This window comes from Agrobacterium sp. CGMCC 11546 (assembly GCF_013365515.1).
Lineage (GTDB): Bacteria > Pseudomonadota > Alphaproteobacteria > Rhizobiales > Rhizobiaceae > Agrobacterium > Agrobacterium fabrum.
In genome coordinates this window covers 608,994-635,696 of the sequence record NZ_CP047387.1, presented here as the reverse complement: position 1 = coordinate 635,696, position 26,703 = coordinate 608,994, and the positions used below count along the sequence as shown (strand labels likewise).

General features: G+C 60.2%; 30 protein-coding genes. 11 read left to right on the top strand and 19 right to left on the bottom strand.

The annotated features are described in order from the left end of the window. Positions 1-327 precede the first annotated feature (327 nt). Positions 328-1,773: an alginate export family protein gene (locus GSF67_RS03235; protein ID WP_006311229.1), complete on the top strand. Its 1,446-nt coding sequence runs from the start codon at positions 328-330 to the stop codon at positions 1,771-1,773. Positions 1,774-1,798: 25 nt separating this feature from the next. After that, positions 1,799-3,094: a serine hydrolase gene (locus tag GSF67_RS03230; protein ID WP_050813469.1), complete on the top strand. Its 1,296-nt coding sequence runs from the start codon at positions 1,799-1,801 to the stop codon at positions 3,092-3,094. 347 nt (positions 3,095-3,441) lie between these two features. Here GSF67_RS03230 and GSF67_RS03225 read toward each other — a convergent pair whose 3' ends face one another. Next, positions 3,442-4,347 carry a LysR family transcriptional regulator ArgP gene (locus tag GSF67_RS03225; RefSeq protein WP_035214771.1) on the bottom strand — a complete coding sequence of 302 codons (906 nt, stop codon included), beginning with the start codon at positions 4,345-4,347 and terminating at the stop codon, positions 3,442-3,444. Positions 4,348-4,527: 180 nt separating this feature from the next. On the opposite strand from GSF67_RS03225, the gene GSF67_RS03220 reads away from it, so the two are divergent. The 3 genes from GSF67_RS03220 (at position 4,528) to GSF67_RS03210 (ending at position 6,390) form a co-directional block, all read left to right on the top strand. Then, complete coding sequence (locus GSF67_RS03220; RefSeq protein WP_006311225.1) at positions 4,528-5,136, top strand: LysE/ArgO family amino acid transporter; 609 nt, start codon at positions 4,528-4,530, stop codon at positions 5,134-5,136. 125 nt (positions 5,137-5,261) lie between these two features. Beyond that, positions 5,262-5,849, top strand: coding sequence for a DUF1214 domain-containing protein (locus GSF67_RS03215; RefSeq protein WP_006311224.1), 588 nt, complete (start codon positions 5,262-5,264; stop codon positions 5,847-5,849). Beyond that, on the top strand, positions 5,842-6,390 hold the full coding sequence (locus GSF67_RS03210) for a membrane protein (protein WP_006311223.1): 549 nt from the start codon (positions 5,842-5,844) through the stop codon (positions 6,388-6,390). The genes GSF67_RS03215 and GSF67_RS03210 overlap by 8 nt, the downstream gene beginning before the upstream one ends. Positions 6,391-6,410: 20 nt before the next feature. On the opposite strand, the gene GSF67_RS03205 is transcribed toward GSF67_RS03210, so the two are convergent. Continuing rightward, the gene (locus GSF67_RS03205) at positions 6,411-6,599 is read right to left on the bottom strand and encodes a hypothetical protein (RefSeq protein ID WP_035214766.1); all 189 of its coding nucleotides are present in this window, start codon (positions 6,597-6,599) and stop codon (positions 6,411-6,413) included. A 561-nt stretch (positions 6,600-7,160) separates the two neighbouring features. On the opposite strand from GSF67_RS03205, the gene GSF67_RS03200 reads away from it, so the two are divergent. Beyond that, entirely contained in the window at positions 7,161-8,096 is a 936-nt protein-coding gene (locus tag GSF67_RS03200) for a DUF2336 domain-containing protein (RefSeq protein WP_244399772.1), read from the top strand. Positions 8,097-8,151: 55 nt separating this feature from the next. Here GSF67_RS03200 and GSF67_RS03195 read toward each other — a convergent pair whose 3' ends face one another. The 3 genes from GSF67_RS03195 to GSF67_RS03185 all read right to left on the bottom strand — a co-directional run bounded on the left by GSF67_RS03195 (position 8,152) and on the right by GSF67_RS03185 (position 11,186). Beyond that, a complete protein-coding gene (locus GSF67_RS03195) occupies positions 8,152-8,508 on the bottom strand; it encodes a DUF1491 family protein (RefSeq protein WP_006311220.1) in 357 nt (118 codons plus the stop codon). A gap of 262 nt (positions 8,509-8,770) precedes the next feature. Beyond that, positions 8,771-9,682, bottom strand: coding sequence for a peptidoglycan-binding domain-containing protein (locus tag GSF67_RS03190; RefSeq protein ID WP_006316642.1), 912 nt, complete (start codon positions 9,680-9,682; stop codon positions 8,771-8,773). Then, positions 9,654-11,186 (bottom strand): HAMP domain-containing sensor histidine kinase, encoded by a 1,533-nt coding sequence (locus GSF67_RS03185; RefSeq protein WP_006316641.1) that lies wholly within the window; start codon positions 11,184-11,186, stop codon positions 9,654-9,656. The genes GSF67_RS03190 and GSF67_RS03185 overlap by 29 nt, the downstream gene beginning before the upstream one ends. 487 nt (positions 11,187-11,673) lie before the next feature. Between GSF67_RS03185 and GSF67_RS03180 the strand changes: the two genes are divergently transcribed. Together GSF67_RS03180 and GSF67_RS03175 are read left to right on the top strand one after the other, a co-directional pair. After that, positions 11,674-12,099, top strand: a complete 426-nt coding sequence (locus GSF67_RS03180) for a DUF5330 domain-containing protein (RefSeq protein WP_006316637.1) — start codon at positions 11,674-11,676, stop codon at positions 12,097-12,099. A gap of 213 nt (positions 12,100-12,312) precedes the next feature. Continuing rightward, a complete protein-coding gene (locus GSF67_RS03175) occupies positions 12,313-12,729 on the top strand; it encodes a SufE family protein (RefSeq protein WP_006316635.1) in 417 nt (138 codons plus the stop codon). Between the two features lie 21 nt (positions 12,730-12,750). On the opposite strand, the gene GSF67_RS03170 is transcribed toward GSF67_RS03175, so the two are convergent. The 10 genes from GSF67_RS03170 to GSF67_RS03125 form a co-directional block, all read right to left on the bottom strand. Continuing rightward, positions 12,751-13,587 (bottom strand): DUF6456 domain-containing protein, encoded by an 837-nt coding sequence (locus GSF67_RS03170; RefSeq protein ID WP_006316633.1) that lies wholly within the window; start codon positions 13,585-13,587, stop codon positions 12,751-12,753. Beyond that, positions 13,580-14,002: a helix-turn-helix domain-containing protein gene (locus tag GSF67_RS03165; RefSeq protein ID WP_006316631.1), complete on the bottom strand. Its 423-nt coding sequence runs from the start codon at positions 14,000-14,002 to the stop codon at positions 13,580-13,582. The genes GSF67_RS03170 and GSF67_RS03165 overlap by 8 nt, the downstream gene beginning before the upstream one ends. A 302-nt stretch (positions 14,003-14,304) precedes the next feature. Continuing rightward, a complete protein-coding gene (gene ros / locus GSF67_RS03160; protein WP_003509257.1) occupies positions 14,305-14,733 on the bottom strand; it encodes a MucR family transcriptional regulator Ros in 429 nt (142 codons plus the stop codon). A gap of 433 nt (positions 14,734-15,166) precedes the next feature. Next, the gene (gene mnhG, locus GSF67_RS03155) at positions 15,167-15,499 is read right to left on the bottom strand and encodes a monovalent cation/H(+) antiporter subunit G (RefSeq protein ID WP_006316629.1); all 333 of its coding nucleotides are present in this window, start codon (positions 15,497-15,499) and stop codon (positions 15,167-15,169) included. Then, a complete protein-coding gene (locus GSF67_RS03150; RefSeq protein WP_006316627.1) occupies positions 15,496-15,882 on the bottom strand; it encodes a cation:proton antiporter in 387 nt (128 codons plus the stop codon). Before GSF67_RS03150 ends, mnhG begins: the two co-directional genes overlap by 4 nt. Continuing rightward, the gene (locus GSF67_RS03145; protein WP_006316625.1) at positions 15,879-16,358 is read right to left on the bottom strand and encodes a Na+/H+ antiporter subunit E; all 480 of its coding nucleotides are present in this window, start codon (positions 16,356-16,358) and stop codon (positions 15,879-15,881) included. The genes GSF67_RS03150 and GSF67_RS03145 overlap by 4 nt, the downstream gene beginning before the upstream one ends. Further along, complete coding sequence (locus tag GSF67_RS03140; protein ID WP_006316623.1) at positions 16,355-17,932, bottom strand: Na+/H+ antiporter subunit D; 1,578 nt, start codon at positions 17,930-17,932, stop codon at positions 16,355-16,357. Before GSF67_RS03140 ends, GSF67_RS03145 begins: the two co-directional genes overlap by 4 nt. A gap of 19 nt (positions 17,933-17,951) precedes the next feature. After that, positions 17,952-18,329 carry a Na+/H+ antiporter subunit C gene (locus tag GSF67_RS03135; protein ID WP_006316622.1) on the bottom strand — a complete coding sequence of 126 codons (378 nt, stop codon included), beginning with the start codon at positions 18,327-18,329 and terminating at the stop codon, positions 17,952-17,954. Continuing rightward, positions 18,329-18,748 (bottom strand): Na+/H+ antiporter subunit B, encoded by a 420-nt coding sequence (locus GSF67_RS03130; RefSeq protein ID WP_006316621.1) that lies wholly within the window; start codon positions 18,746-18,748, stop codon positions 18,329-18,331. The genes GSF67_RS03135 and GSF67_RS03130 overlap by 1 nt, the downstream gene beginning before the upstream one ends. Next, on the bottom strand, positions 18,745-21,114 hold the full coding sequence (locus tag GSF67_RS03125) for a putative monovalent cation/H+ antiporter subunit A (protein WP_006316619.1): 2,370 nt from the start codon (positions 21,112-21,114) through the stop codon (positions 18,745-18,747). The genes GSF67_RS03130 and GSF67_RS03125 overlap by 4 nt, the downstream gene beginning before the upstream one ends. 201 nt (positions 21,115-21,315) lie before the next feature. Between GSF67_RS03125 and msrB the strand changes: the two genes are divergently transcribed. Continuing rightward, positions 21,316-21,723 carry a peptide-methionine (R)-S-oxide reductase MsrB gene (gene msrB, locus GSF67_RS03120; protein WP_006316617.1) on the top strand — a complete coding sequence of 136 codons (408 nt, stop codon included), beginning with the start codon at positions 21,316-21,318 and terminating at the stop codon, positions 21,721-21,723. An 87-nt stretch (positions 21,724-21,810) separates the two neighbouring features. Here the strand turns inward: msrB and GSF67_RS03115 are convergent, their stop codons facing one another. The 4 genes from GSF67_RS03115 to GSF67_RS03100 all read right to left on the bottom strand — a co-directional run bounded on the left by GSF67_RS03115 (position 21,811) and on the right by GSF67_RS03100 (position 24,257). Beyond that, on the bottom strand, positions 21,811-22,308 hold the full coding sequence (locus GSF67_RS03115; protein ID WP_006316616.1) for a GNAT family N-acetyltransferase: 498 nt from the start codon (positions 22,306-22,308) through the stop codon (positions 21,811-21,813). A gap of 102 nt (positions 22,309-22,410) precedes the next feature. Then, on the bottom strand, positions 22,411-23,079 hold the full coding sequence (locus tag GSF67_RS03110; protein ID WP_006316615.1) for a hemolysin III family protein: 669 nt from the start codon (positions 23,077-23,079) through the stop codon (positions 22,411-22,413). A 324-nt stretch (positions 23,080-23,403) separates the two neighbouring features. Further along, positions 23,404-23,724, bottom strand: a complete 321-nt coding sequence (locus tag GSF67_RS03105) for a TraR/DksA C4-type zinc finger protein (RefSeq protein WP_006316614.1) — start codon at positions 23,722-23,724, stop codon at positions 23,404-23,406. 122 nt (positions 23,725-23,846) lie between these two features. Then, a complete protein-coding gene (locus GSF67_RS03100; protein WP_006316613.1) occupies positions 23,847-24,257 on the bottom strand; it encodes a universal stress protein in 411 nt (136 codons plus the stop codon). A 278-nt stretch (positions 24,258-24,535) separates the two neighbouring features. On the opposite strand from GSF67_RS03100, the gene GSF67_RS03095 reads away from it, so the two are divergent. Next, entirely contained in the window at positions 24,536-25,396 is an 861-nt protein-coding gene (locus GSF67_RS03095) for a VOC family protein (protein ID WP_035216910.1), read from the top strand. An 84-nt stretch (positions 25,397-25,480) separates the two neighbouring features. Further along, positions 25,481-26,641, top strand: coding sequence for an AI-2E family transporter (locus tag GSF67_RS03090; protein ID WP_006316610.1), 1,161 nt, complete (start codon positions 25,481-25,483; stop codon positions 26,639-26,641). Positions 26,642-26,703 lie beyond the last annotated feature (62 nt).

Genomic DNA, 26,703 nt, shown 5'->3' with positions numbered 1-26,703 from the left:
CTGGAAATGGAGTTTCGCGACCCTTGCGGCTGCAGGAACATTCATTCTCTCAAGCAACCAGAGGATGTTGATCGAGCCAATTATAATATGCCCGAGCAGGTATTCGGGAAGCAGGACGACGATAATTCCAGCGCCTCCACGCGCACGGATATATCAATCATGTTGGAAAATGCTCTTATGCGAACTTTTTTACAGTCGGGCGTCCCCCGCTGTAAAACAGCCGAATATTCTTTCCACACTCCAAGATTGAATAGACCAATCCAGCCAATTCATGTCTAAGTGGGCGCAGTTATCACTGTGTGACAACGGCGATCCCGGGGGGGCGGCATGAGCAATGCGAGAGAAGAACGGCAGGCAATTGCGGCCGTTCTTGTCGCCGGCCTGGGGCTTGTACCCGCTACGGCCCACGCGCAGGATCCCATGCTCCTGATCGACGAGCCGGGATTCGAATTGCGCCTGCATTTTCAGGCTGGTGTGAACGCCGTGGCCGAACAGAACCTGTTCTGGAACTTCGCCGATACCTTTGCGCCATCCGCCGGCTTCGACAGCGACACGCGCTGGCTTGAAGGTTATCTGATGCCCGGGATCGGTTTTACCGTCGATGCCGGCGACGTGCTCGAGGTTTATGGAAAACTCTCCGTCGTTGCCTCCGGCACGCTTGGCACCGATGCCTTCGATGCTGGCGGTACGGGCGCCATCACGCTTGAAGACGGCTATCTCGGCCTGCGTTCGAAGGCACAAACCGGCCCCTTCTTCGATATTTCCCTCGGGCCGCGTCCGTTCCAGACAGGCACAGGCATGCTGATCGCCAATGGCGGTTCGAGCGGTTTCGAGCGCGGCGCCCTGAAACTTGGGCCGAGAAAGGCATGGGAACAGGCGGCCATCCTCCGGTTCGGCAAGGATGACCTGACCGCGACGGCCTTTTTCATCGACGCGAATGAATTATCCGACAAGGACAGCGGAACGGAGATCATAGGAACGGATCTGCGTTATGAGCCACAAGAGGGTCGATATGCCGGGGTTACATTCGGCCATGTTCCGGAATCCGGCTCGCCCTACCCCCGGGCCGCGGCTGGCGGCATTGGCGCGCCTGTCATCATGCCGGGTGCGCGCGAGGGATTGAGCTTCATCAACGCCTATACCCGCACCAATCCGTTCGACGCGCCGTTGCCGGGATTTTTCATCGGTGGCGATATCGCCTATCAGTGGAACCCCGATATCAACCTCAGGGCCTGGGGCGGCCGCGCCCAGGTCGGTTATGCGTTCGAAGAGGTTTCGTGGACGCCGACCATCGCCTACAGCTACCAGACCTTCTCCGGCGACGATCCTTCGACTTCGCGTCTGGAACGCTTCGATCCGCTCTATTACGAAGGCAATCCGAGCGCGTGGTCGACAGGCACGAAATCTTCCATGATGTTCCTGAATTCGAACGTCAATGCGCATCAGATCAGCCTGCAGGTGAAACCGACGCAGGCCGACACATGGACGCTGCGCTACGCGCATATCCGCGCCAATGAGCTGAACAGCCCGATCCAGTTCGGCCAGGGCACACGCCTCGACAACATAGACGGCACGCCCACCCCCGTTGCCGGCGTGGGCGACCACCATCTCGCCGATGATATCTATCTGGAATATTCGCGCGTCATCAATCCCAACACCTATCTCACGGCGGGCGTCAGCATTTCCTTCCCCGGCAAGGGCATGAATTCCCTGACCGCAGACAATTCGCCGAACTGGCTTGGAGGCTTCGTTAATGTCATCGTCAATTTCTAAAACCCTGTCGATCGTTCTTGCGGTCATGCTGCCCGTTCTGGCCTACCCTTACGCCGCGTCCAGCCAGAACGCTACGCCGCTTTCGGCGGAGCAGTCGGACCCGCTGAAGCTCGGCTGGATGCAGGGCTTTCCGCCACCGGAAGACAAGATCATCCGCTTTTCCGACAGTGACTATTTCAACTTTCCGAAATCGCGCTGGACGGTCTGCCACTTCCGCCAGTTGATGCCGACCGTCAATGTAAGCCGTGGTCTCGGCGCACCGGCAGCGCTTGAGCGCAAGCTCGATCCCGCCATGGACGCCGTGACCTTCCGGCCGACAGGCGCCGATCAAGACATGACGTGGCTGCAATCGCTATCGGCGAATTATACCGACGGCATCGTCGTGCTGCACAAGGGTGTGCTCGTCTATGAGCGTTATTCCGGCTGCCTGAACGAGGCGGGGCAACATGGCGCCATGTCGGTGACGAAGTCGCTGACCGGCCTTCTCGGTGAAATGCTGGTTGCCGAAGGCACGCTCGACGAAAATGCCAAGGTCGCGACCGTCGTTCCCGAACTTGAAAAGAGCGCATTCGGCGATGCGACGATCCGGCAGGTTCTCGATATGACGACCGGCCTGCGTTACAGCGAAGACTATGCCGACCCCAATGCCGATGTGTGGATCTATTCGGCCGCCGGCAATCCGCTTCCCAAGCCCGATGGTTACGAAGGCCCACGCAGCTATTTCGATTATCTGAAAACGGTGGTGAAACAGGGCGAACACGGGTCTGCCTTCGGTTACAAGACGATCAACAGCGATGCACTCGGCTGGATCATCGCCCGCGTCTCGGGAAAATCGGTGGCGGAGCTGCTCTCGGAGCGGATATGGAGCCGGATGGGTGCCGAACAGGACGCCTATTACACCGTCGACTCCACCGGCACGCCGTTTGCCGGCGGCGGTCTGAATGCCGGCCTGCGCGATATGGCGCGCATCGGCCAGTTGCTGCTCGATGGCGGCGTCGTGGATGGCCAGCGTCTCATTCCGCAGAAGGCGATCGACACGATCCGCCACGGTGGCGACAAGACGGCTTTTGCGAAGGGCGGTTATCCGGCGCTGCAGGGCTGGAGCTATCGCGCCATGTGGTGGGTCACCCACAATGCCAATGGCGCCTTCATGGCGCGGGGCGTGCACGGTCAGGCAATCTATGTTGACCCGGCCGCCGACATGGTCATCGCCCGCTTTTCCTCGCACCCCGTCGCCAGCAATGCCGCCAACGACCCGACATCGCTGCCCGCCTATGAGGCCGTGGCGCGTTATTTGATGGGAGGTGCGGCTAGGCCGTGAGTCTGTGCTTGGCTGGGATAGTGTGCGTGGTCCGGACCATTGCTTGACCGGGACGGCCCGGAAGGTGGCGATGCGGCTCGGCGGTGATATCCGGGCGCATCGCGCTTATTGAGGATAATTACGGAGCGTGGGGTTTACCCCCTCTGCCCTGCCGGGCATCTCCCCCACAAGGAGGGAGATCGACCAGTGGCGACCTGTCAACCACATTGAATGCTGCGGGAAGAGCGAGAAGCATGCGTCTTGCCGATCTCCCCCCTTGTGGGGGAGATGTCCGGCAGGACAGAGGGGGGTGAACCACACGTTCCAGCGCTCACCACATCGCCCACCGCCGCACGACCCGAACCACCTCACCCCACCGGCATCAACACCACCCTCGCCGTCCCCACCATATTTGCCGTCAACCCGGCCAACCGCTCCGCTGCAAGCCGGTTCACCTGCCAGTAAAGCGGAATATCAAGCGGCGTGCCGGGCATCAGCTCAACCAGCCGCCCCGCCTTCAGGTGTTCCCCGACGAGCTGCACCGGATTGAGCCCCCACCCCATGCCGGCAAGGCTCGCTTTCACGAAACCATCGGTCGAGGGCAGCCAGTGGGTGGGATAGGAGACATCCTCGCCCAGCGCCGTCCTGATCCAGCTCGCCTGCAGCCTGTCCTTCTGGTTGAAGGTCAATCCCGGCGCGCGGGCAAGGGCTGCGGGGGTCACGCCTTCGGGAAAATGGCGGGCCATGAAATCCGGGCTGGCGGTCGCATGATAACGCAGCACGCCGAGCGGCGTTACCCGGCAGCCCTGCACCGGTTTGTCATGGGCGGTGACGGCGGCGAGCACCCTGCCGCCGCGCAGCCATTCCACCGTGTGATCCTGATCGTCGACGGCGATATTGACGAGATAATCGCTGCCGCCAGTGAATTTCGATACCGCATCCAGAAACCAGGTGCCGAGGCTGTCGGCATTGGTGGCGATGTTGAGCGTCACCCGCTCCTGCGCATCGCCTGCCTCCGCGAGCGCCGGAAGCTGGCGGAACAATTCACTTTCCAGCATGCCGACATGATCCATGTGCCGGCAGAGCCATTCGCCCTTCTCCGTCGCCACGCAAGGGTTGCCGCGCACGATCAGTACCACGCCCAGCCGCTCCTCCAGCTGCTTGATGCGCTGGGAGACGGCTGATGGCGTGACACACAGCACCTGCGCCGCCTTTTCGAAACTGCCGGCCCGGGCAACGAGCGCCACGGCGCGCATGGAAGGATAGTCGAGCATCATGGCACCGGATATCGAGGTTGGTTTCGAGAGAACGTTCGGAAAAAAAGCGACATTAGGAAAGCTTATCTGGAATGAATTTGTTTAACTGGATTAAACGATTTGAAAGAAATATCCAAGTGGTCAGCCGAGGCAACGCCCTTGGCATGTCACAGGGACAGGGCAGAGGCTTCGACGCGCATGGACATCCAGATCTTCTTTACCGGCCTCACCATGGGCCTCAGCCTCATCGTCGCCATCGGCGCGCAGAATGCCTTCGTGCTGAAACAGGGGCTGGCGCGTTCGCATGTGTTTGCCGTCTGCGCCACCTGCGCGATATCGGATGCACTGCTGATTACCGTCGGTGTGTTCGGTTTTCAGCGGATCAGCGCCATCATGCCCGCACTCGATCCGATCATGCGTTATGCAGGGGCGGCTTTCCTCATCTGGTATGGTGCCAAAAGCCTGCATTCGGCGCTGCGTTCATCCGAGGTGCTGTCTGTGGCCGAGCGGCGGGAGGCGAGCCTGTGGCAGACGCTTGCCATCTGCCTGGCGCTCACCTTCCTCAATCCGCATGTCTATCTCGATACCGTCGTGCTGCTCGGCACGATTTCCACGCAGTTTCCCGGTTTCGAAAAGACCTTTGCGGCAGGCGCGGCAACCGGCTCGCTGCTGTTCTTCTTTTCGCTGGGTTACGGCGCGCACTGGCTGCGGCCGATCTTCGAAAAACCCTATGCCTGGCGCATTCTCGAAGGCGTCATCGCCATCACCATGTGGGCCATCGCGTTCAAGCTGGTCATGGGTGCATAGGGGTGGGTGTATAAGGGCAGGAATTTCGCGCTCGCGTCACTTTCAAGAGGACTAAACAGGCCACGCCATTTTCCAAACGGGGAATCAGTGATAGTCCTCGACCTGTTCAAAAACGGGAAAACAGCGTGTTCCGAGTTCCATTCCTTGTCGGCATCGCCCTTCTGATCGCCTTCGGCGGCGGTATTGCCGCGACGATGGCAGCGCTTGAAGCGACATCCGGTTTCGGCTCGATCCGCATCGGCTCCTGGGATGCCTTTCCCGAGGCGCAGACGATTGAGGCCGACCCTTACGCGAAATCGCACCGCGCCGACGCCGGCAAGCTGCTTTACGGCACGGCCGAGGGACTGTCTTTCACCGCCGCCGTCGATAGCGACGGACAGCGCCTGAGCGGTGAATGCCGCTACCGTCTGGCCGGCGCCGTGCCGCCGGCGCGGTTCTGGACGCTTTATACCGCCGACCAGCAGGGTAATGTGCTCGCCGAAGATGCCGGGCGCCCCTTCGCGCTCAATTCCCGTACGCTGCTACGCAGCGCCGATGGCGGCATCGATATCACCATCGCCCCCGATGCCCAGACCTATAATTGGCTCGCAGTGCCGCAGGGCCAGACCTTCAAACTCGTCCTGACGCTGCTTGATACGCCGGTTGCCGGCAGTTCCGGCCTGATCGACATTTCCATGCCGCAGATCCGCAAGCTGGGGTGTGGCAATGCTTAGGGTGCTGCTCGCCATCGTCACCGGCCTCGTTGCCGCCGCCGTGCTGCATGTCATCGTCATTCTGGCGATACCGCATTTCAGCAATCGCGACGCCTATACGCGGGCGCTGGCGGAAGGAAAACCGCATCTGTTTCATCTGCTCGAGGAGACGGCGGAGAAAAAGACCCTCGGAAGCGGCGATCCCTTCATGCGGGTGGCCGTCTGCACCTTCAATATCGAGGAACAGCCGGTCCGGCTCACCGCCATCGGCGCCGTGCCATTCTGGTCGGTCGCGGTTTACGACAAGGCCTCGAACGAGGTGTTCAGCATGAACGACCGCACCTCCGCCGGCGGCGAGATGGATATTCTGGTGGCCGATGCGGTGCAGATCGCCGCTATCCGCAAGGCGCAGCCTCCCGCGCTCTCTCAGGCCATTCTGGCGGAATCGGATCAGACGGAAGGGTATGTGGTGTTGCGAACCATGGTGCCGCAGCCGAGTTTCGGCGAAGAGGCGGAGCGGTTCCTGAACGAGGCGAAATGCCAGCCGACGCCGTGGAAATAACGTCGGTTCATTGTCGATAATCAGGACTTGAGGGCAGTCTCCGCTGCGGATTTGCCCTTGTGCGCGACTTTTCCGGTCGGTTCGGTATCGCGTTTCTCATAACGAACGCCGGTAAACAGCACGACCTTCGCCGGGCCGATAACGTGTGCAACCACGCCAGCGGGGCGCAGGCTTCGTCGGGCGTCGCCAATTGCAATAATCTCTGCCATGCTCATCTCCTCTTCGGGACATGATTGTCAATGTTGCCCATGGGAACCGCGCAAGCCTCGTCTTGCGTCGGGAATGTCATCACCATCACATTGCGCATAGGCCAGTCCACAGACTGGTTTTCGCACGATCCAAAAATCCAAAGCGATTCTTATAAGGCGATCGTGCGCAGATTCAGGCTTCACATGCCATTTTTGCATTTTTTCCGAAGATCAGAATAACATGGAATCCTAATACTGCCCATGGAATTACAAACAGACAGAGGTTAATGATCCGTTAACCCTAATTACCGGACCCTCATTTCTTTCTCTGTGAGCCGCACCCGTTGAAAACTAAGGCGATGCAGAAAAGTTCCATCGGATTTCCGGCGTCATCAAGGTTTTAAAATTTCCTTGTTGAAAGGGGCAGATTCCCTCTTGCCACCCCCCATAGTTAACAGGACGTCAACGCATTTGCTCTAATTTGAGCCGATATTGTGTTTGCGTTTGTTGGGTAGTGCGTTGACCGACCGGTTTCGAGAACTTGAGAGGCCAAGAGCCATTAGGAAGAAAGATGTGGTGCTTATGGCCACGGTGACGAATTTCGAGTCTGTGTCCCATCCGTCAAAAACGGACCTCCGGCAGTTCGCCGAACTTTTCATGCCGCTTTTCAACGCCTCCACCGAAGAAGCCAAGCGCGAGGCCATCGCCGCGCTCTCGCAGCATCCGAGCGTGCCTTCGGCCGTCGCCTTCTTCATTGCCTGCCAGCCGATTTCGCTTTCGGCACCCTTCCTCATCTCCTCCAAATGCCTTGACGATGACACGCTGATCACCATTGCCCGCACGCAAGGGGCGGCCCATGCGCGCACCATCGTGCGGCGCGAAGACCTCTCCCCCACGGTTATCGATGCGCTTGTCGGGCTTCGCCATGCGGAAGATCTGAAACGGCCGGACGAACAGGCTGACGGCGCAGAACCGCAGGCGGTAGCAAGTCCTGAAGAGCCGAAAGCGGAAGAAAAGACCGACAACATCGCCGCCGCTTCCGCATTCGAAGAAGAAATGCGCCAGCGCATCAAGCAGATGGCGCATCACCTCAACCGCCCGGAAAACGATATCCTCGGCCTTCGCCGCCTGAGTGAGGTGCAGGAAGCACTGCTCGTGCGTTTCGCGCGGGAACGCAACGCCCGGCAATTTGCGGTGGCGCTGGCGGACTCTCTCTCCTCCAGCTACTGGCTGTCAGAGCGCATCATGCTCGATATATCAGGCGTGCAGCTGGCGACGACGCTGACCGGTCTCGGAATGGAATTTTCCGAAGCAGCCTTCGTGCTGCAATGCTTCTATCCGCATCTTTCCGCCGCCGAAGGCGACATGAGCCGTGCGGAAGCCCTACTCGACGACCTCGACGTCGTGCAGTGCGAAGAGCGGCTGGAAAGCTGGCGGCGCGCCGACAGCTATACACATGGCCGCGAACGACCAAGCCACAGCGCACCGGCCACGCAGAGAACCGGGACGCAGGGTTAGGCAGGCAGGTCCACGCCTTCCCCCGTTCAAACGGCAGGTCTTTGGCCGGGCAGTTCTAGACCTGCGGCTGGTCCACCAGCGTCAGCAACGTTCCGATTTCATCGGTCTCGATCTCCACGACCCACAGGTCGCTGTCGAACCGCCTTTCCCGTTCCAGCAGGGCGGCAATCTCCTCGCCCTCCACGCCGGCCAGACGCGTTTCGAAACGACGCTCGCCGCGCATGATGTCCTCATCATCGGCGAAGCTCTGCGGGGCGGGTCCATAGAGGTTCTCGCGGCCGTCACGCAGCCGCTGGCGCACGAAGATCGCCCCCGCCGCCTCCGCGCCTTTCTTTTCCACAGCGGCAAATCCACCGGCGGCAAAAACGCGGCGGATGAGGGCTGAGACGAACATTTCGGATTTGAGGCGCATGGGGTTGCTTTCGGTGGAGACGGTGGCCGGGCCGGTAGGCCTGGATGGACGTGGCTTACCCCCCTCTGCCCTGCCGGGCATCTCCCCCTCAAGGGGGGAGATCGGCAGGAGGCACTACTGCCACTTCATTCGCAAACGTTAAGATGGGCGAGACTTATCCACATATCGATCTCCCTCCTTGAGGGGGAGATGCCCGGCAGGGCAGAGGGGGGTAAAGCCCCGCGCACCCTTGGTCCGCCGTCAACACTCTGGAAGCTTAAATCTAAAGCGCCCCGATCGACTTCAGCTTCTTCAGCACGGCCTCACTCGGCTCGCCGGTTTCCGGCAAGCGATAATGTTTCTCAAACGCCCTGATAGCATTGCGGGTCTGTTGCCCCGCCACACCGTCCACTTTCACATCGGCATAAGCGATATTGATCAGCCCCTGCTGGATCCTGGAGATCAGGTCGCGGCTTGCCGGCTTGGCGGCATTGGCCGAAGTGTTGAGGGAGGCCGGCTCGGCTTTCGGGCGTGGTGCCTCCGCCTTGCGGATGGCAGCTGCCACGGGATCGATCTCGACGCCGCCGCTGGTGTCGGAAGGCCGGTCTTTCGGGATCGCGGCAACGGTCGCGCCATCGATCTTCAGCGCCGCCAGCACCCGGGTCGTTGGCTCGCCGGTCTGTTCCATGCCGAGCGTTTCCTCGAAGAACATGATGGCGGCGGCGGTCTTCGGCCCCATGCGGCCATCCGCATCGCCTTCATAGAGCCCACGCTTCTTCAGCTCAGCCTGAATATCGGCGACGATCTGCTGCGGCTTCTGGGTGTCGGCGGCGGGAAGTGCCGCGGTTTCCGTGGCGGCCGGAGGCTGCACCGTCTCGTTTTCTGCCGGCCGCTCTATACGGAAGGTGGTGACGTTGCCGTGGGTGCCGAGCGGTTCGGTGGGACGATAACCGGCAATGCCGTTCGGGTTTTCCGCATCACGCGTGCGCAGGAAGGGGGTCGGGTGAACGCCCGGCTGATACCAGAGCGCATTGGCGGCGACAAAACCGAAGACGACCGCAAAAGCACCGCAGCCGCCGACCAGTTTCGGATGGCGCAGGATTTCGCGCCCGATGGCCGAAACCACCAAGGAAACAAACCCAGCGCCGATCTGGGCCGTTGTTTTCTTAGGCGATTTTCGCTTTCGCGGGGCCATCGTCACCATCCTTCTTCATTTTCGCAGCCATGTCGCCGAGTTGGCGGATGCGCGGCGGGAATTCCACCATGCATTCGGTTTCAGCGTTTTCACCGCCACCTACCATGCCGGAACCGTCGGCAGGCAAGGTGATCGTTACGACCGTTCCCTCGGCGGGCTTGCTGGTGATGACGAAAGTGCCGCCATGCAGTGCCACAAGCCCCTTGACCAGGGACAGTCCCAGACCCGTGCCCTCATAGCGACGGGTATATTCATTCTGAACCTGCATGAAAGGCTGGCCCAGCAATTCGATCTTGTCGGATGCGATGCCGATGCCCGTATCGCTCACCGTCAGTTTCAGCATCCCACCTTCACGCGCGGCATCGATCGACACCACACCACCCGCATCGGTGAATTTGATGGCATTGCCGGCGAGATTGATGAGGACCTGCCGGATGGCACGCTGATCGGCCGAGATTTCGCCGATACCGCGCTGGATGCGGCTGGTCAATGTCAGGCCTTTTTCCTTCGCCTGCAGGCCGAGCATGGCTTCGCAGGACGCTATGGTCTCCGAAATCGGGAAGCTTTCCATCAGCAATTCGTAACGACCGGCTTCGAGCTTGCTCATATCCAGCATCGTGTTGACGACGGACAGGAGATGCGCGCCGGACTGGCGGATCAGGCCGACATATTCCCGCTGGCGGTCATTCTCCAGCCGACCGAAATATTCGCCGGCCAGAATATCGGAAAAACCGAGGACGGCGTTGAGCGGCGTGCGCAGCTCATGGCTGACGGCGGCAAGGAAACGCGACTTGGCGTCATTGGCCGATTCCGCCTCCGCCGCCTTGCGGGCGACATCGCGGCGCAGGCGTTCCATCTCAGTGACGTCTGAAAGCTGGGCGACGATACGGCGCAGACGGCCGGTCGCGCCGCGGATTGCAGTCATCTCGATACGGACGTGCATGAATTGCGTCTGGCGCGATTTTCCACCCGTTTCGAACCGAAGCTCGGCCGTCGCCTTGTCCTCGCCCTGCCGCAACAGGTCAAAAGCCTGCATCAGTTCGATGCGATCGGACACATAGACATATTCAGCAAAGATCTCGCCCTTGCTGGCCTTGAGATCAGCGGGGAAACTGTCGCGGTCGCGGCCGGAGACGCGCTCGACGAGACCGTTTTCATTGAGGGTGAGAACGAGGCCCGGCACCTGCGCGGCGGCGATCATATCCTCATCGCCGGAAGGCGCCGAAGGCGAAGAGAAGCCGCGTGCGGGACGCGAAAAGGCAATCAGCAGCGCGGCGGCGGCGAGATAAAGCGCCAGCACCACGGCCGCGCCGATGGGCAGCGCGATAGCGGGGCTGAAAACAAGGCTGAACAGGGCTGGTACAATAAAAAGGCCGACGGCGCTGAAGGCGATCAGCCGGCGCAGGCGTGCAATGGTTCCGGCGCGCCGTTCGGCGTCCTCTTCCATGCGCGCAAGCCATCTGCCCGCGGCATGGTCGACCAGTGCGACCGCTTTTTCTCTCATATTACGCAATACCAAACCCGAATCTTAAAGGCGGTTCCAACGGCCTCGACAATAGAAGGCGGCGGCTTAAGGAATGGATAAAAAGAATGGCGCCAAAGGCCTGTCAAATGCGCCGCAGTCCCAATACGGGGCATTTATTCCAAGCTTTGCCAATCATGGTTAATGACGGGTAAGCGACGGATTTCGCTTCATTTTCGCCATCGCGTTAACCTTTGTGGCAAGGCTTGCCGCCGCTTTGCCCGGGAACGCGTGGGCTCTGTCGCAATTATGCTTAACATGGACTGTTAAAATGCGAATGAATTGATGGCGGGCGTGCCGATACGAGGAGAATAGATACAATTTGAATTAAATTGCGCCGCTTTTTGCAATCGGCTGTTCGCCGGTCGCATGTAGCTTCATCACAAGCCCGAAAAACGGGACAAAGGCCGATGATCCGAAACCGGGCGGGGCTTTAGAAAACAAAGATCATCTGGCAGGGTGTCTGACAATGTGGTTTCTGATCAAAGGAACATTCTGGTTTTCGCTGGTGCTCGTGGCGCTGTCCTATATCGGCAGCAGCAACGATCCGGCCAAGGAACCTTCGGCATTTGATCTTCCCAGCGCCGTTTCGGCCGCAGGGGAAGCCTATCGTTATGTCAGCGCCATCTGCATCGAAAAACCCGATGTCTGCGTCAAGGGCGCCGAAACCTTCCACGCGCTCGGCGAGCGGGCAAAGGAAGGCGCAAAGGTTGCCTATGAACTGCTGGACAAGCAGCTTGCCTCCGGTGACAAGCCCGCGGATGTTGCCGACATTGCCGCAGACGCCGAAAAACTGGCGGCAGCCCCCGTTGTCAGCGTCGAATTTCCCGGGAAGCCCGACATGCTGAAGACCGGCACCGTCATTCCCCTGCCGCAGAAGCGCCCAACTCCTTGATCTTATCGGTCCCTGATCCTGCCGACCTCTGATTTTCAGAGGCACACCACAGCATTCATTTGCAGACGGAGATATCCGTCCGCCCACTGCCTGCCTGACTTGCCCACGGAAACCTGTTTTCCGTGGGCTTTTTCTTGGCCCATGGTTCAAAACCGCGCACACTTCCCCTATATGCTGGGAAAGACATTGAATAACGGATGATACGGCGCAACCATGGCCTCTCTCGAAACGATCCTCGACGACTTCGCTTTCCTCGACGACTGGGAGGATCGCTATCGTTATGTCATCGAACTCGGCAAGGCCCTTCCCGAGTTGCCGCAGGACAAGCGCACGCCCGAGAACAAGGTGCAGGGTTGCGCCAGCCAGGTCTGGCTCGTCAGCCACAGCGATGGCGCGGAAGACCCACTCATGACCTTTGAAGGCGATTCGGATGCGCATATCGTGCGCGGCCTCGTCGCCATCGTGCTCACCGTCTATTCAGGCAGAAAAGCATCCGAAATTGCCGATCTGGATGCCATCGAGGTGTTTAGCAAGATTGGGTTGGTGGAGCACCTCTCCGCGCAGCGCGCCAATGGCCTGCGCTCGATGATCAAGCGCATCCGCGACGAAGCTCGGCTGCTGGCGGCCTGAGCCCTCATCCCGTTGCCATCCCTATGTGAGAGAAGGGCGATGATCCGCGTCGCCCCAATGGCGTTCCTTGGGGCGATCCTTGCCCCGCGCAGGGGGAACAGGCGGCGCGTAGTGGCGGGCGAGCGAGAGCAGTGCTGCCCTGAGCAGCAATTTCGCCGAGCGTGCCGGCCATAGTCTTTCCCGCTCCACCGTCTCCAGCCCCTTTTCGAAGCAGCAGATATCGATAGCGACGCCCGAAAGTTCCGGGCCCATCGCATCCGCCGCGCGGGAAAACCGCGTTCTTGCGGCCATTGCAGCTTCGGTCAGCTCAAGGGTGCCTCCCGCCTCGCCCTTGCTGCGGCCGGCAATGCGTGGTTCCCATGTCGCCGTGACCCTGGGATTGAGATGGCCGCGATGAAAATCGGCAGCGAGGCGCTCGCCCGCCGCCAGCGCGTCTCCAGGAAAAAATGCGCTGCCATCCCGCTCCTTCAATCGTGAAAGGCTGGTGAGCGGCGCGGTGTTGAGGTTGCGCCGGGCCGGCTGTTTCGTTTCGTCGATCTCAACCACGACGGTCTGCATATCCCGGTGCTGCTCCTGAAACACCTCGTCCCGGTCCTTTGCCATGGCCCGTTTCAGATAGGAGGCAAGCGGCGGTGCGGCGGAAAGGCTGTTCTGCCGACACTCCAGCAAGCCCGAGGAAACGGCAAGCCGCACCGTCTCAGCCGGAAACCGCTGAACTGCCTGCCCCGGGCGCCTGCGGCGCAGGACGATCTCGTTCCCCTCCTCGGCGATGTCAGCCGCGCCGGACGCGATACAACGCAGAAGCCGCAGCAGGACGCGATGAGCCGAAGCGGTCTGGGCGTTTTTCAGGTCACTCATCCCTTCCTCCTTTCATCACGCTGAAAATGCCGACGACAAGCCGCTCCAGCACGGCGACGAACTCATCGAAGGCCGGCTCGTCACGCCGGTCCTCGACCACCTGGCAGGCATGGCCCACCGTCGTTCTGTCCCGGCCAAAACAGGGGCCGATATCCGACATGGGGATGCCGAGCGCGACATGGCAGACATACATCGCGATCTGACGGATGTGGCATTCGATGCGTCGGCGGTCGCGACGCGCCGCAAAGCGATCACCCGTCAATTGTACCATCTCCCCGGTGAGCTGCCGCACCAGACGGCAAAGACGGGCAATCTCCTCCCGTCCGGCAGCCGGCGGCCAGTGACGGAAAGGGCGATCGACGGCCTGCATGCGAGGCCGCGCGGCGGCAGACAGAAGCAATGTATCCGACGGCATATGCAACTCCTCTACGAATAGGAATTAATTCATACACCTGTGGGCGGATGCGGGGAAGTGCGAATTTGCCCCCACAAATATACCAATTGATTTCACATCGTTTTTTGGATCGCGACAGTGCCGGGTAGGGATTTTTTTCCTCTATTGAAATTCCGCGCGGCAATAAAAAAGCCGGTCGATGGACCGGCTGGACATTTTCATACGGGAAGAAACGGCCTCGAAGACAGCCAATCCGGGTGAGCGGATGAACCCTGCCGCCTTCTCCCCGCCGGGGAGAAGAACAGACCGGAGCGTCGTGACAATCAGCGGCTGGCCTTGCGGCGCTGGCCGAGACCCATTTCCTTGGCGAGCCGCGAGCGGGCTTCGGCATAGGCGGGAGCAACCATCGGATAGTCGACCGGCAGATCCCATTTTTCGCGGTATTCTTCCGGCGTCATGCTGTGATGCGTCGTGAGATGCCGCTTCAGCGACTTGAACGAGCCGCCACATTCCAAACAGACGATGTGATCGTCCTGAACCGACTTGCGGACCGAGACGGCAGGCTTCTGCTTTTCAACATTGACCGCCACCGATGCCGGTGCCGATGTTCCGCTGAGCGCCGTGTGAACATCCGAAATAAGGCCGGGAAGCTCTGTGACCGGAACGACGTGGTTGCTAACATAGGCAGCCACAATATCCGCCGTCAGTTCGACCAGCAGATCCTGGGCGTTACCGTATGCAGTTTCCGTCATTTAAGTATCTCCTGTTTATTGATCCCCTGACGCGGGCGAACGCCGCGTCGAGCGATGTGAAGTTACCCGGTGCCCCACCTTCGCTTTGTTGAAACCAACGTGAAATCTACCCCTAGATTTCAAGCGAAAACCGGAAACGAATTAATCCGAGATTCAACTTACGGCCTGCGACATGGGCAGCAATGGTCCGATGGGCCATAGATTAGACATTAATAAAATGCCCATGCCGACTATGAAGAGGCTAGATGCAAATCGCGATAAGCAACTTTACACTTAATTTGGATAACAGCAAAACAGCAAAAGTCAAATTCCTAGTGTCAATTTTTCAGTTCAAAACAGTCTAATTCGAATACAAAAAATTACGGGTAATAAAATACTATGCCTAGTGGTAATTGAAAATGAATACCCCCCATTATTAGGGGGATTTTCAACTTCACATTTTCTTGAGGTCATCAACTACCGATTTATCGGCCAGCGGATAACCTGCCTTGTGCGCCGCCATCGCAAGAAGATGCGCAGAGACCGGTGCAGTGAGAATGAAGAATAAAAAACCGGCCAGCGCACGCGCCAGCGTCGACAGTTCCATGGAATGGATGCCCACCGCCAGAAGCAACAGGCCGGACCCCACCGTTCCCGCCTTGGAAGCGGCATGCATGCGGGTATAGACGTCAGGCAGCCGATTGAGCCCGATTGCCGCTATCAAAGAGAAGAGGGCACCGGAAACCGTCAGCGCCGCAACGAGTATTGCCACGATCAAGCCCATCATCGCCTGCCCCTCCCCTTTTTGCCGCGCGCATCGTTTTCCATAGTTTTTTCAATTACTTCAGATGCCCTGTCCCCATCGAGAACCGTCGCTCTCCTGCGTCGATCGTCAGGACCACGCGACAGCACGAAACGGGCAAAGGCAACCGTCGCCAGAAAACCGACCAGCCCGAGCGCAATGGCGATATCGACATAAAGGGTAAAGCCGGTGCGGATGGCGATGACAGCGATAAAACCGATGGCGATACCCACCAGCATGTCGAGCGCAACGATGCGATCCGGCAGGGTCGGGCCAACGACGACACGATAGACTGTCAGCAAAAAGGCGGCCGACAATACAACCGTTGCAAGTATAGTTGCGAATGAAACTATGAGTTCCGGCGTCATATCTGAAACGCCTCCATGATCTTTCTTTCGAAGCCGTTTCGGATGTCGTTTTTCGTGGCTTCGATATCGCTGCAGTCGATCGCGTGCACGTAGAGCGTCTTTCTATCCGCCGAAACGTCAACGGAGAGCGTGCCGGGGGTGAGCGTGATGAGATTGGCAAGCAGCGTGATTTCGAAATCCGTCGTCACCGTCAACGGATAGGCGAAAATGCCGGGCTGAACCTCAAGCTTCGGCCGCGTCACCAGCACCGCGACCTTCCAGGCCGAGAGCGCCAATTCCTTGAAGAACAGCAGCACCAGCGACAGCACGCGGAAAAGCCTGAGCCAGTGGCTTCGCCCGCCAGGAAGCTGATGGCGGATCAGCCCGAGCGCCAGTGTCGAAACGATGACGGCGAAGACGATATTCGCCAGCGTGAGGCTGCCCGTCACGGCGAGCCAGACGGCAATAAACACCAATTGCACGGTGTAGAGGCTCATGGCTTGCCCCCTTGCGGAAAGACCGACTGAATATAGGCCTGCGGATTACCAAGACCAGCCGCCGCCTGCTGGCTGAGATTGAGCAGGCTTTCCGGGAACAGGCCGAAAAACACCACCAGCAAAGTCAGCCCCACCAGCGGTGCGACAGACGGGGCCGGCGGACGGGCGGCGGGCTGCAAGGCGGGCTGGCTGGTGGACGCCTTGGCCGGACGCCAGAAACACAGCAGGAAGACCCGCCCGAAGGCGATGGTGGCGATGAAACCGGAGAGGAGGATGGCGGCAGCGAGCCACCAGGCGCCGATATCGATGGCCGATTTGACCAGAACCGCCTTCGGCCAGAAGCCGGAAAAAGGCGGCAGGCCGGAACCGGCGAAAAACAGCGCAAGCGCCAGTGCCGAAAACCACGGGGCCTGCCGGTAAAGGCCGCCAAGCGACGTGAGGCTGAAACCACCGCCGAGGCGGGCGGCATGGCCGGCAGCAAGATAAAGCGCCGTCATCAGCACCATGGAATGCAGGGCATAAAAGATGGCGCCCGATACGCCTGACGGCGTGCCGATGGCGATGCCGGCCATCATGTAGCCGATGCCCGATATGACGATGTAACCGAGCAGGCGGCGGATATCGTTCTGGGCGAGTGCGCCCATGGCGCCCAGTACCATGGTGAGTGCGGCGGAAATGGCGATGACGATGCTCAGTTCTTCCCGCTCGACCGGAAACAGCATGACCATGACGCGCAGCAGCGAATAGATGCCGACCTTGGTGAGCAGGCCACCAAAGAGCGAGGAAACGACGATGCGCGGCGTGTGATAAGAGGCGGGCAGCCAGAAATTCACCGGAAAGGCGGCGGCCTTCATGGCGAAGGCGAGCGCGAAGAGGCTGGCGAGCGTCATCAACGGCGCGATGCCACGCAGCTCCGTTGCCTTCAGCGCAATATCGGCCATGTTGAGCGTGCCGAAGATGGCATAAAGATATCCGACCGTGATCAGGAACAGGGTCGTGCCGATGAGGTTCAGGATGGCGTATTTCAGCGCGCCGTCGATCTGCTCGCGCGTGGAACCGAGCACGATGAGGCCGAAGGAGGAGATCAGCAGCACCTCGAACCAGACATAGAGGTTGAAGAGATCACCGGTCAGGAAAGCGCCGGTGACACCCGCCATCAGCAGCATCAGGAAAGGATAAAAACCATAACGCCTGCCGCTGGCATCGATATCCGCGCCGGCATGGATGGCGCCGGCAAGCGCGACGATGGCGGCGGCGAGCGACAGGAGCGCGCCGGTGAGATCGGCGGTGAAGGCAATGCCGAAGGGCGGCAGCCAGCGGCCCATGACCATGGTGAATGGGCCTTGTGTCGCAACCTTCCAGAGCAGTGCTGCGTCGAGGATCACCAGCAAAGAAAGTGCGGCTATGGCGACTGCGGCATGGTGGCGGATGGCGTGGCGCATCATCATCAGCACGGCCCCTGCGCCGATGCATAGCGCGATGGGCAGGATGATCAGCCAGTCGGCAAGCGGCACGGGCGCCATCACAAGCGCTGCGGAAAGATCGGTCACGGTTGATGTGGTGGAGGAAGCCATGTCGTCTCTGCCTCGCCGCTCAATAACCGAGCGGCGGCAAGGGCTCGCCGGCGGGTTCTGCGGTGCGCATTTCGTCCGTATCGTCGGTCTGCAATTCCTGGAAGGCGCGCCAGGTCAGAACCAGAAGGAAACAGAAGAAGGAAAAGGAAATCACGATCGCCGTCAGGATAAGCGCCTGCGGCAGCGGATTGGCGGCACCTGCGGGCAGCGTGTCCATGCCCGCCGGAATGATCGGCGGCACATCCCGCGTCAGCCTGCCCGCCGTGAACAGGAGCAGATTGACCGCATTGCCGAGAATGGCGATGCCGAGCAGCATGCGGATGCTGTGGCGCGACAGCATGAGATAGATCGCCACGGAAAAGAAGATGCCGACGAGAATGGAGAAGACCGCTTCCATCAGTCGCTTTCCCTTTCTTCCAGCGCCAGTGCAATGGAGGTGATGGCGCCGACAACGACGAGATAGACCCCGATATCGAAGGACATGACGGTGGAGAGCGGCACCTCGACGCCGAACAGGCTCGGATAGACCCAGAGGCCGGTCATGAAAGGCACGCCTGATGCCATGGAGACGAGGCCTGACAGCATGGCCAGAAGCAGCCCTGCCCCGGCAATCGAGAGCGGATGAAAGACGATGGCGCGCCGGACCGCCGTCACGCCATAGGCGATGCCGTAGATCGAGAGTGCGGAGACGGCAATCAACCCGCCGATAAATCCACCGCCCGGCTCGTTATGGCCCCGCAGCAGAACGAAGATGGAAAACAGCACCATGAGGCTGGTCACGACAGGCGCGACCGTGCGCAGGATGAGCGTGTTCATGTCCGCGCTCCCTTCTTTTTCACCGTCTTCGCCGGCCCCTTGAGGACGGCGGCGGGGCGGATGCGGATGAGCGCGAGGATGGCAAGACCGGTTATCATCACGACGGCGATTTCGCCGAGCGTATCCGTGCCGCGGAAATCGACGATGATGACATTCACCACATTTGCGCCGTGGGCGATGACCTTGGAATAGGTGTTGTAGAAGTCGGTCAGGCGGTTGTCGAAGCTCGCTTGCGTCGCCCGCATCAGGAACAGGGCAAAGCCGGTTCCGCAGGCAATGGCGATGGTGCTGTCGAGCAGTTTCTGGCCAAGCCCGCGATGGTCCGATGGCGACAGGCGTAGCCGCGTCATGACAAGCGTCAGGATGACGACCGAGAGCGTCTCGACCATGAATTGCGTGAAGGAGAGATCAGGCGCGCCGAACAGCAGGAAGATAACCGCCACCGCAAAACCCTGTATGCCGAGCGCGATGATGGCCGTCAGCCGGCTCGATGCCGTCAAGACCGCGAGGAGACCCGCCACCGCGATGACGATGAAGGTCAGCTCATGGATGGGCATATCATGCGGCCAGGCCGGGATCGACGGTAGTTCGTCATAGAGGAACAGCGGCACCAGCAGCACGGCGGCGATGACGGCGAAGGTGGCGGTGACGTAGAACTCCAGCCGGCCGGGCTGGATAAGCCGCGTGACGTGGAAGGACATCCTCACCAGCGTTTCGATGAAGACGTCAAAGCCCCTGTCCGGCCCGGCCCCGAGCGCCTTGAAGCTGCGGTCCATCAGGCTGCGCACCCTGGAAAGCTGCGTGTAGAGAGCGATGCCGAGCGCGATTGTCAACAACGACAGGCTGAGCGGCAGGCCTATATGAGGAATGAGCGAGATTTCCACCGGGCGCGGCTCTCCCGCAATCGCGCTTGCCATGGGGGTGGAGATGTAAAAATGCGCGATGCCGGCAAAAAGCGCTGTCGTGAGCCCCTTCAGCGCCAGAAGCGCCGGGCCGAGCCAGAGCAGCGGCGGTCCCTCATGCGCGTGTTTCGGCGTTTTCACCGGCTTGCCGAGGAAGGGTTTCAAGCCCACGGCAAAGGCGACGGCGAACATCAGCCCGTTGCCGAGAATGGCGATGCCGGTGAACAGCACGGCGCGCGGATTGCCATGCGCCAGCGCATAATAAATCTCTTCCTTGGCGAGGAAGCCAAAAAATGGCGGCAGGCCGGCCATGGAGATGGCTGCGGCAAGTGCGGCGGCGAAGGTGATGGGCATGGCCTTGCGCAGGCCGGCAAGCTTCGTGACGTCACGGGTGCCGGTCTCGTGATCGATGATGCCGGCGACCATGAACAGCGCGCCCTTGAACAGCGAGTGTGCCACCAGATAAAGCACCGCCGCCTCGATGGCGTGGTCCGAGCCGAAGCCCGTGAGCATGACGAGCAGGCCGAGCGAGGAGACGGTGGTATAGGCAAGCATCAGCTTCAGATCGGTCTGGCGCACGGCGAGCAGCGCGCCGGTGAGCATGGTCAGGCCGCCGAAGAAGGGCAGCAGGATCTGCCAGGCGGCAGTATCGCCGAGAACCGGGTTGAGCCTCATCAGGAGATAGACGCCGGCCTTCACCATGGTTGCCGAATGCAGATAGGCCGAGACCGGCGTGGGCGCTTCCATGGCGTTGGGTAGCCAGAAATGGAAGGGAAACTGCGCCGATTTGGTGAAGGCACCGCCAAGGACCAGAAGCAGCGCCGCCAGATAAAACGGGCTGTCGCGCAGAATATCGCCGCCGCGCACCAGCATCGACAACTGCGTCAAACCACTGATGTCCCAGATGAATATCAGCCCGGCAAGCAGCAGCAGCCCACCACCGCCCGTCACCACCAGCGCCTGTAGCGCAGCCCGGCGCGAGGCGGCGCGCTCATGGTCGAAGCCGATCAGCAGGAAGGAGGTAATCGAGGTGAGTTCCCAGAACACGAACAGCATCAGCAGGCTGTCGGAGACCACGACACCCAGCATCGCGCCCATGAACAGCAGCAGGAAGGAGAGGAACCGGCCCTGCTGCGGATGCCCCTTCATGTAACCGCCGGCATAAAGCACGATCAGCACGCCAATGCCTGTTATCAGCAGTGCGAAGGTGAGCGACAGGCCATCGATGAACCAGGAGAAGCTGAGATTGAAGCTCGGCACCCAGGCGTAACCGCCCGTCACCACGCCGCCCGCCGCAATCTGCGGCAGCATCAGCGCAAAATGCACGAAGGCAATGGCCGGCGCGATCGCGATGATCCATGCGGCATTATGGCCGAACCTTTTCACGAGGGCCGGCGCGGCAAGCGCTGCCAGAAACGGCAGAAACAGCGACAGGAATGTCAGCGCCGTGACATCTGATGTCATTCACATCTCCTGGGATGTCCCCCATCCCCGCGCGCCAATGAACGGCGTCTTTCTCAAATCGATTTTTCAGTTAAGGCATAGGCACGGTCATCTCAACCCAAATCGGTACTCTCGCCCCATAACGAACGCGTTATGACGCCTCGCCCCTTTCAATCGGCGGCGGCGATGATTATTTGAGGCGGGAACAGAAAGGATCATTCCATGAGCGATCTGACATCCCCCAAAGTCAACAAGACCGATGCCGAATGGCGTGAGCAGCTGACGCCGGAGCAATACCGTATTCTGCGCGAACAGGGCACCGAGCGCCCTTTCACCGGACCCTACTGGAACTCGACGGAAAAAGGCCTCTACCGCTGTGCGGCTTGCGACGAGCCGCTGTTCCTCTCCGACACGAAATTCGATGCCGGCTGCGGCTGGCCGAGCTATTTCGAGCCCGTGAAGCCAGGTGCCGTGACGGAACATCGCGATGCGACGCACGGCATGGTGCGCACCGAAATCCGCTGCGCCAACTGCGGCGGCCATCTCGGCCACGTCTTCCCCGACGGCCCGCCACCCACCGGCCTGCGTTATTGCATCAACGGCCATTCGATGGTGTTCGAGCCGGTTTGAGCGGCAAGACCGTGCCGCGAATTTCTTCTCCCCGCCGGGGAGAAGAAACAAGCGGCATAAGCCCGATCCGGAGATGGCGTTAAGCTTTCAGCCCAGCTTCAGCTCCATACAGGTCAAATCCAGCCAGCGGCCGAACTTGGTGCCGACTTCCGAAAATCTTCCGACGACCCTGAAGCCGAGGCTTTCATGCAGGCGGATGGAGGCAGTGTTTTCCGCCTCGATGGCGGCGATCAGCACATGGACGTCATTGCCGCCGGCATGGTCGATCAGCGCCTGCATCAGCCGCTTGCCGATGCCGTGCCCGCGGGCATCCTTGTGCACATAGACCGAATGTTCGCGGGTGTGGCGATAGCCGTCAAAGGCGCGCCAGTCGCCGTAGGATGCATAACCGGCAACCTTGCCGTCGAGAATGGCGACGATGACCGGGAAACCGCGTGACGTGCGGGCGGCGAACCAATCCTTGCGGTTCTCCAGATCGACCACGACCTCGTTCCAGATCGCCGTCGTGTTCACCACCGCATCGTTATAAATCTCCATGATGCCGGAGAGATCGTCCACGGTCGCGTCGCGCAGTTCCACGCTCATATTGCTTCGCCCTCATATTTCTGAATGAGCGGCTGCTGAAAGGCGGCGGCTCTGCGACGAGCCTTAAGCGATGACGCGGAGCGATGTCCAGTGCGCCGGTCGTTATGATGCGAGCGGAACGAGGCTGAAGGCGGTGACCACGGCGAAATAATGGACGGCGGCGGCGGAGACGACGAAACCGTGCCAGATGGCGTTCTGGAAGCGTAGCTTTTCCCAGACGTGGAAGATCACGCCGAGCGAATAGATGACACCGCCGGCGACGATGAGCCAGAGCGTAACGGGGGCGAGGTGCGACGACAGAGGTTCCACCACCATGATACCGCTCCAGCCCATGGCGAGATAAAGGCCGATGGCCACTCGGTCGTAGCGGCCGGGAAACAGGCATTTGAGGAGGATGCCGCAGATGGCCGCAAGCCAGATCAGCCCCAGCATCACGGCGATCAGCGGATCATGAATGCCGCGCATCAGGAACGGCGTATAGGTGGCGGCGATGAGAATGAAGATCGCCGAATGATCGAGCCGGCGCAGGAACCATTTCACCCTGGAATGCGGCCAGATATTGTAGGTGAAGGACACGGAAAGACAGGCGACGAGGCCCAGACCGTAAATCCATGCGGCCGCAATCGCACTCAGGCTGCCCCAAGCCATCGCGTAGAAAATCAGCGCCGTCGCGCCGATGAGCGCAAATACAATGCCGACACCGTGGACGATGCCATCGGCGACGATCTCATAAAAATCATATTGGCGCCCGAACCGCCACAAATCACTCATAGTCCAATCCCGTCTGCGTGCTTTCACCAAAGCATGAAGGCAATATTAGACAGGAACAAGACAGCGGCCGGTTAACGGCGATCAAATTGCGTTCGAGGTTGTTGCGAAAGGAGAGGTCTCATTTCACTCGAGCCTTCCAGCAGCGGTATAGTGAGTGGTCGCCGCTTGTTTCTTCTCCCCGCTGCGGAGAAGTCCGCGGCAGCGGGATGAGGGGGCGAGGGCAGTGATATTCGGCAACGTTGCCCCCTCATCCGGCCCTTCGGGCCACCTTCTCCCCGGCGGGGAGAAGAAACGGGAGGCGACCTCTCACTCCCAAGTTACCCATCACAAAGCCGCAGCGCATTCCTGGCAAAACGGCGTGTAAGGCACTGCCTTCAGCCGATCCTCCGAAATCTTCCTGCCGCATTTGACGCAGGTGCCAAAAGTGCCGCTCGCGATGCGGGCAAGCGCGGCGTCGATGGCGCGCAGTTCGTCCTGGCCCACCTGCCCCAGCTCGTCCAGCACCTCGTCATTGCTGCGTTCGCTGGCGCGATCCTCGTCGTCGGGATTGCGCGGCTCCTCGAAATCGGCCTCGATTTTGTGCAGGCGGCGATAAAGCTCGCGCTGACGGTCACGCAGGATTTTTTCGTAACTTTCGACATTCATGGACTTTCCTCCAGCCGATCTTCTTGTTTTGTCGCATTTCCGGACGGAAACCCGGCTTCCACTTTTCCTGGAAATGCTTTGGGGGGCGGGAAAACCGCCTGCAACCCTAAAATGTCAAACTCTTACCGATCCACCAGCACCGAGCACTTGGCGTGGCGCACCACGCGGTCGGCGGTGGCGCCGATGAAATAATTGCTGAAGTCCGGCGTGTGCGACGCGATGATGATGAGATCCGCCCTGTGTTCCTCGGCGGCGGCGATGATCTCGCGTGCGGGGGCGCCGCTTCTGATTTCCTGACTGCCCTTGAAACCGGCCTTGGTCTTGAGGTCTGAAAGCTTCGCCTTGGCGTCCTTGATGGCGTTTTCGATAAGGTCGACAGGCAGGTCGATCGCCATATACCCCGGCAGTTCCTCCACCACGTTGATGAGAACGATCTCGCCGTCGGGGTCCAGCAGCGCCTTGGCCTTTTCGAGGATCTTTTCCCCCTTGTCGGTGGCGCTGAGGTCTACCGGTACGATGATCTTCTTGTACATGGCTGTCTCCTTTTGCTTGATCCGCCATTTCGTGTGTCGGGTTAGGCTCATATTTCCCCGGCAGCGCCACCTTTGCCTTGATCGAAGTCAAAGCCACAGCGGCACCAGCGGGTGATATTGTCAACGAATAATGAACAGTCAATCGCCGCAATGCGATCTTTGCTGAACGACGAAACCAGCCCATATTCGGCTCTAACAAACGCCGCAAAGCGGCGTCGGCCGATAGCATCGGCGACCGATCCGCCCCTTGGCGCTTCGGATTCAATATGGAGATCAAGATGAGTGAAATCAAACAATTCGCCCTGACGCGGCCGGCCTATGTCGGTCAGGCGCATCTCGTCGTTCACGATCTGCCGCGCGTTTCGGATTTCTACCAGAAGATCATCGGTCTTTCCGTTCTCGAAAAGAACCCGAGCGGCGAAGTGCTTGGCGTAAACGGCCAGCCGTTGCTGACGCTCTCCACCTCCGACACGGCGGAACGTGCGCCGCGCAATGCCGCCGGCCTGTTCCACACCGCCTTCCTGATGCCGAGCCGCAACGATCTCGCCCATTGGCTGGCGCATGCCGCCCATCACAATATCCAGCTTCAGGGCGCATCCGACCATCTGGTCAGTGAGGCGATCTATCTCGCCGACCCAGAAGGCAATGGTATCGAAGTCTATCGCGACCGTTCGCCCGACGAATGGAGCTACCAGCCTGACGGCACGGTGGAGATGGCGACGATCGGCCTCAACCTGCAGGCGCTTTACGACAGCGCCCCGAAGACGGCCTTTACCGGTGCGGCTGATGGCACCGCCATCGGCCACATTCATCTGCAGGTCGGCAATATTCCACAGGCGGATGAGTTTTATCAGGATGTGCTGGGGCTTAAGATCATGGCGCGGTATCCGGGTGCGAGCTTCTTCGGCTCGGGGGCCTATCACCATCATGTCGCCGCCAATATCTGGAACAGCCGCGGTGCCTCGACCCGCAAGGACAGCATGACGGGCCTTGCCGGCTATTCGCTGAAGTTCAACGAGAAGGCGGCGCTCGACACGGCGATCGCGGCCCTCGACCGGCTGGAAATCGCCACCGAAAGACAAAGCGATGGCATCGTCCTCAAAGACCCCTGGGGCATCGGCCTGAAGCTCTCGGCGTGAGCTAAAACGGGGCGGCGGAAATTTGCGCCGCCCCGGAACCGCCTGAGGTGTCGGACGTTAAATGCCCTATTGGGGGATAGTCCGATGAATAAGAATGCAAAGCCGGATTTGGCCGGCACGGCGGCCTTGGCGCTAGACAAGGGCGATCCACTTTTGACACCGGCCTCGGTTTCGCAGCGGGATGACGCGCGCAGCCAGCAACCGCTCGGGCGGGAGGCGTTGGATGTCTTCGTTGCCTGGTCGATCATCGGCATTTTCCTGATCATGTCCATGGCGGTCATCCATGAACTGTCGATGATCCTGATGCCAGTGGTCATGGCGGTGGTTGTCGGCATGATCCTCGGGATTTCGGCTGAGAAGCTGGCCTCCTACGGCATTCCGGGCGCAGGTGTCGCCCTCATCCTGTCCACGCTCGTCGCCGCCGTGATCTTTTTCGTGGTGAACTCGCTGATCGACCCCGTGTCGCAGCTTGCAACCGAAGGTCCTGCCCTGATCGAACGCAGTATCGATCGCTTCCTGCCCTATGTCCAAAACCTGCGATGGCTGAATATTTCCGCAGCGACGTTCAGCATGGGTTCGATGTCGATGGAATCGCTGATTTCGCGTAGCGGCGAAATCATCACGCTGCTCGGCGCGAACGTCACGCCTGCGATCGTCCAGGGGCTGATCTTCCTTGCGGCTCTCCTGATGTTTCTCTACAGCCGCCTGCGGCTGCGCAAGGCCCTCATCATGGTCTTCCCTGCGCGCCATCAGCGGCTGAGAACCATCCGCATCATCGGCTCGGTGGAAAAAGTGCTCGGCACCTATTTCGCCACGGCAAGCCTCATCTACGCCGCGCTGGGTGTCACCATGATCGTGATCGCTTATCTCGGCGGCCTTTCCATGCCGCTTCTGTGGGGGCTCTTTGCCTTCCTCTCGAGCTTCGTGCCCTTTCTCGGCATCACCCTCATGACCATATCGCTCACCATCGCCGGCATCATCGCCCATGACAACATGATCCTTGCGCTGCTGCCGGCGGGTGTTTTCTTCACCATTCACCTGTTGATGGAAAATCTCGCCTTCCCGGCGGTCGTCGGCCGCAACATGGAAATCAACCCCTTCCTCGTCTTCGTAATGATCATTTTCTGGACGTGGATGTGGGGCGCGGCCGGTGCCATGCTGGCACTGCCGCTGTCGCTGATCGCCATGACGGTGACGCGGGAACTGTTTCCCTCGCGCCGGGTGGTGCCCAAGCTGCCGGATTAGATGCCGGGTTTCTGGTGGGAAATGTGACGAAACAAGGAATTGGAGTGTATTGTCCGTTGACG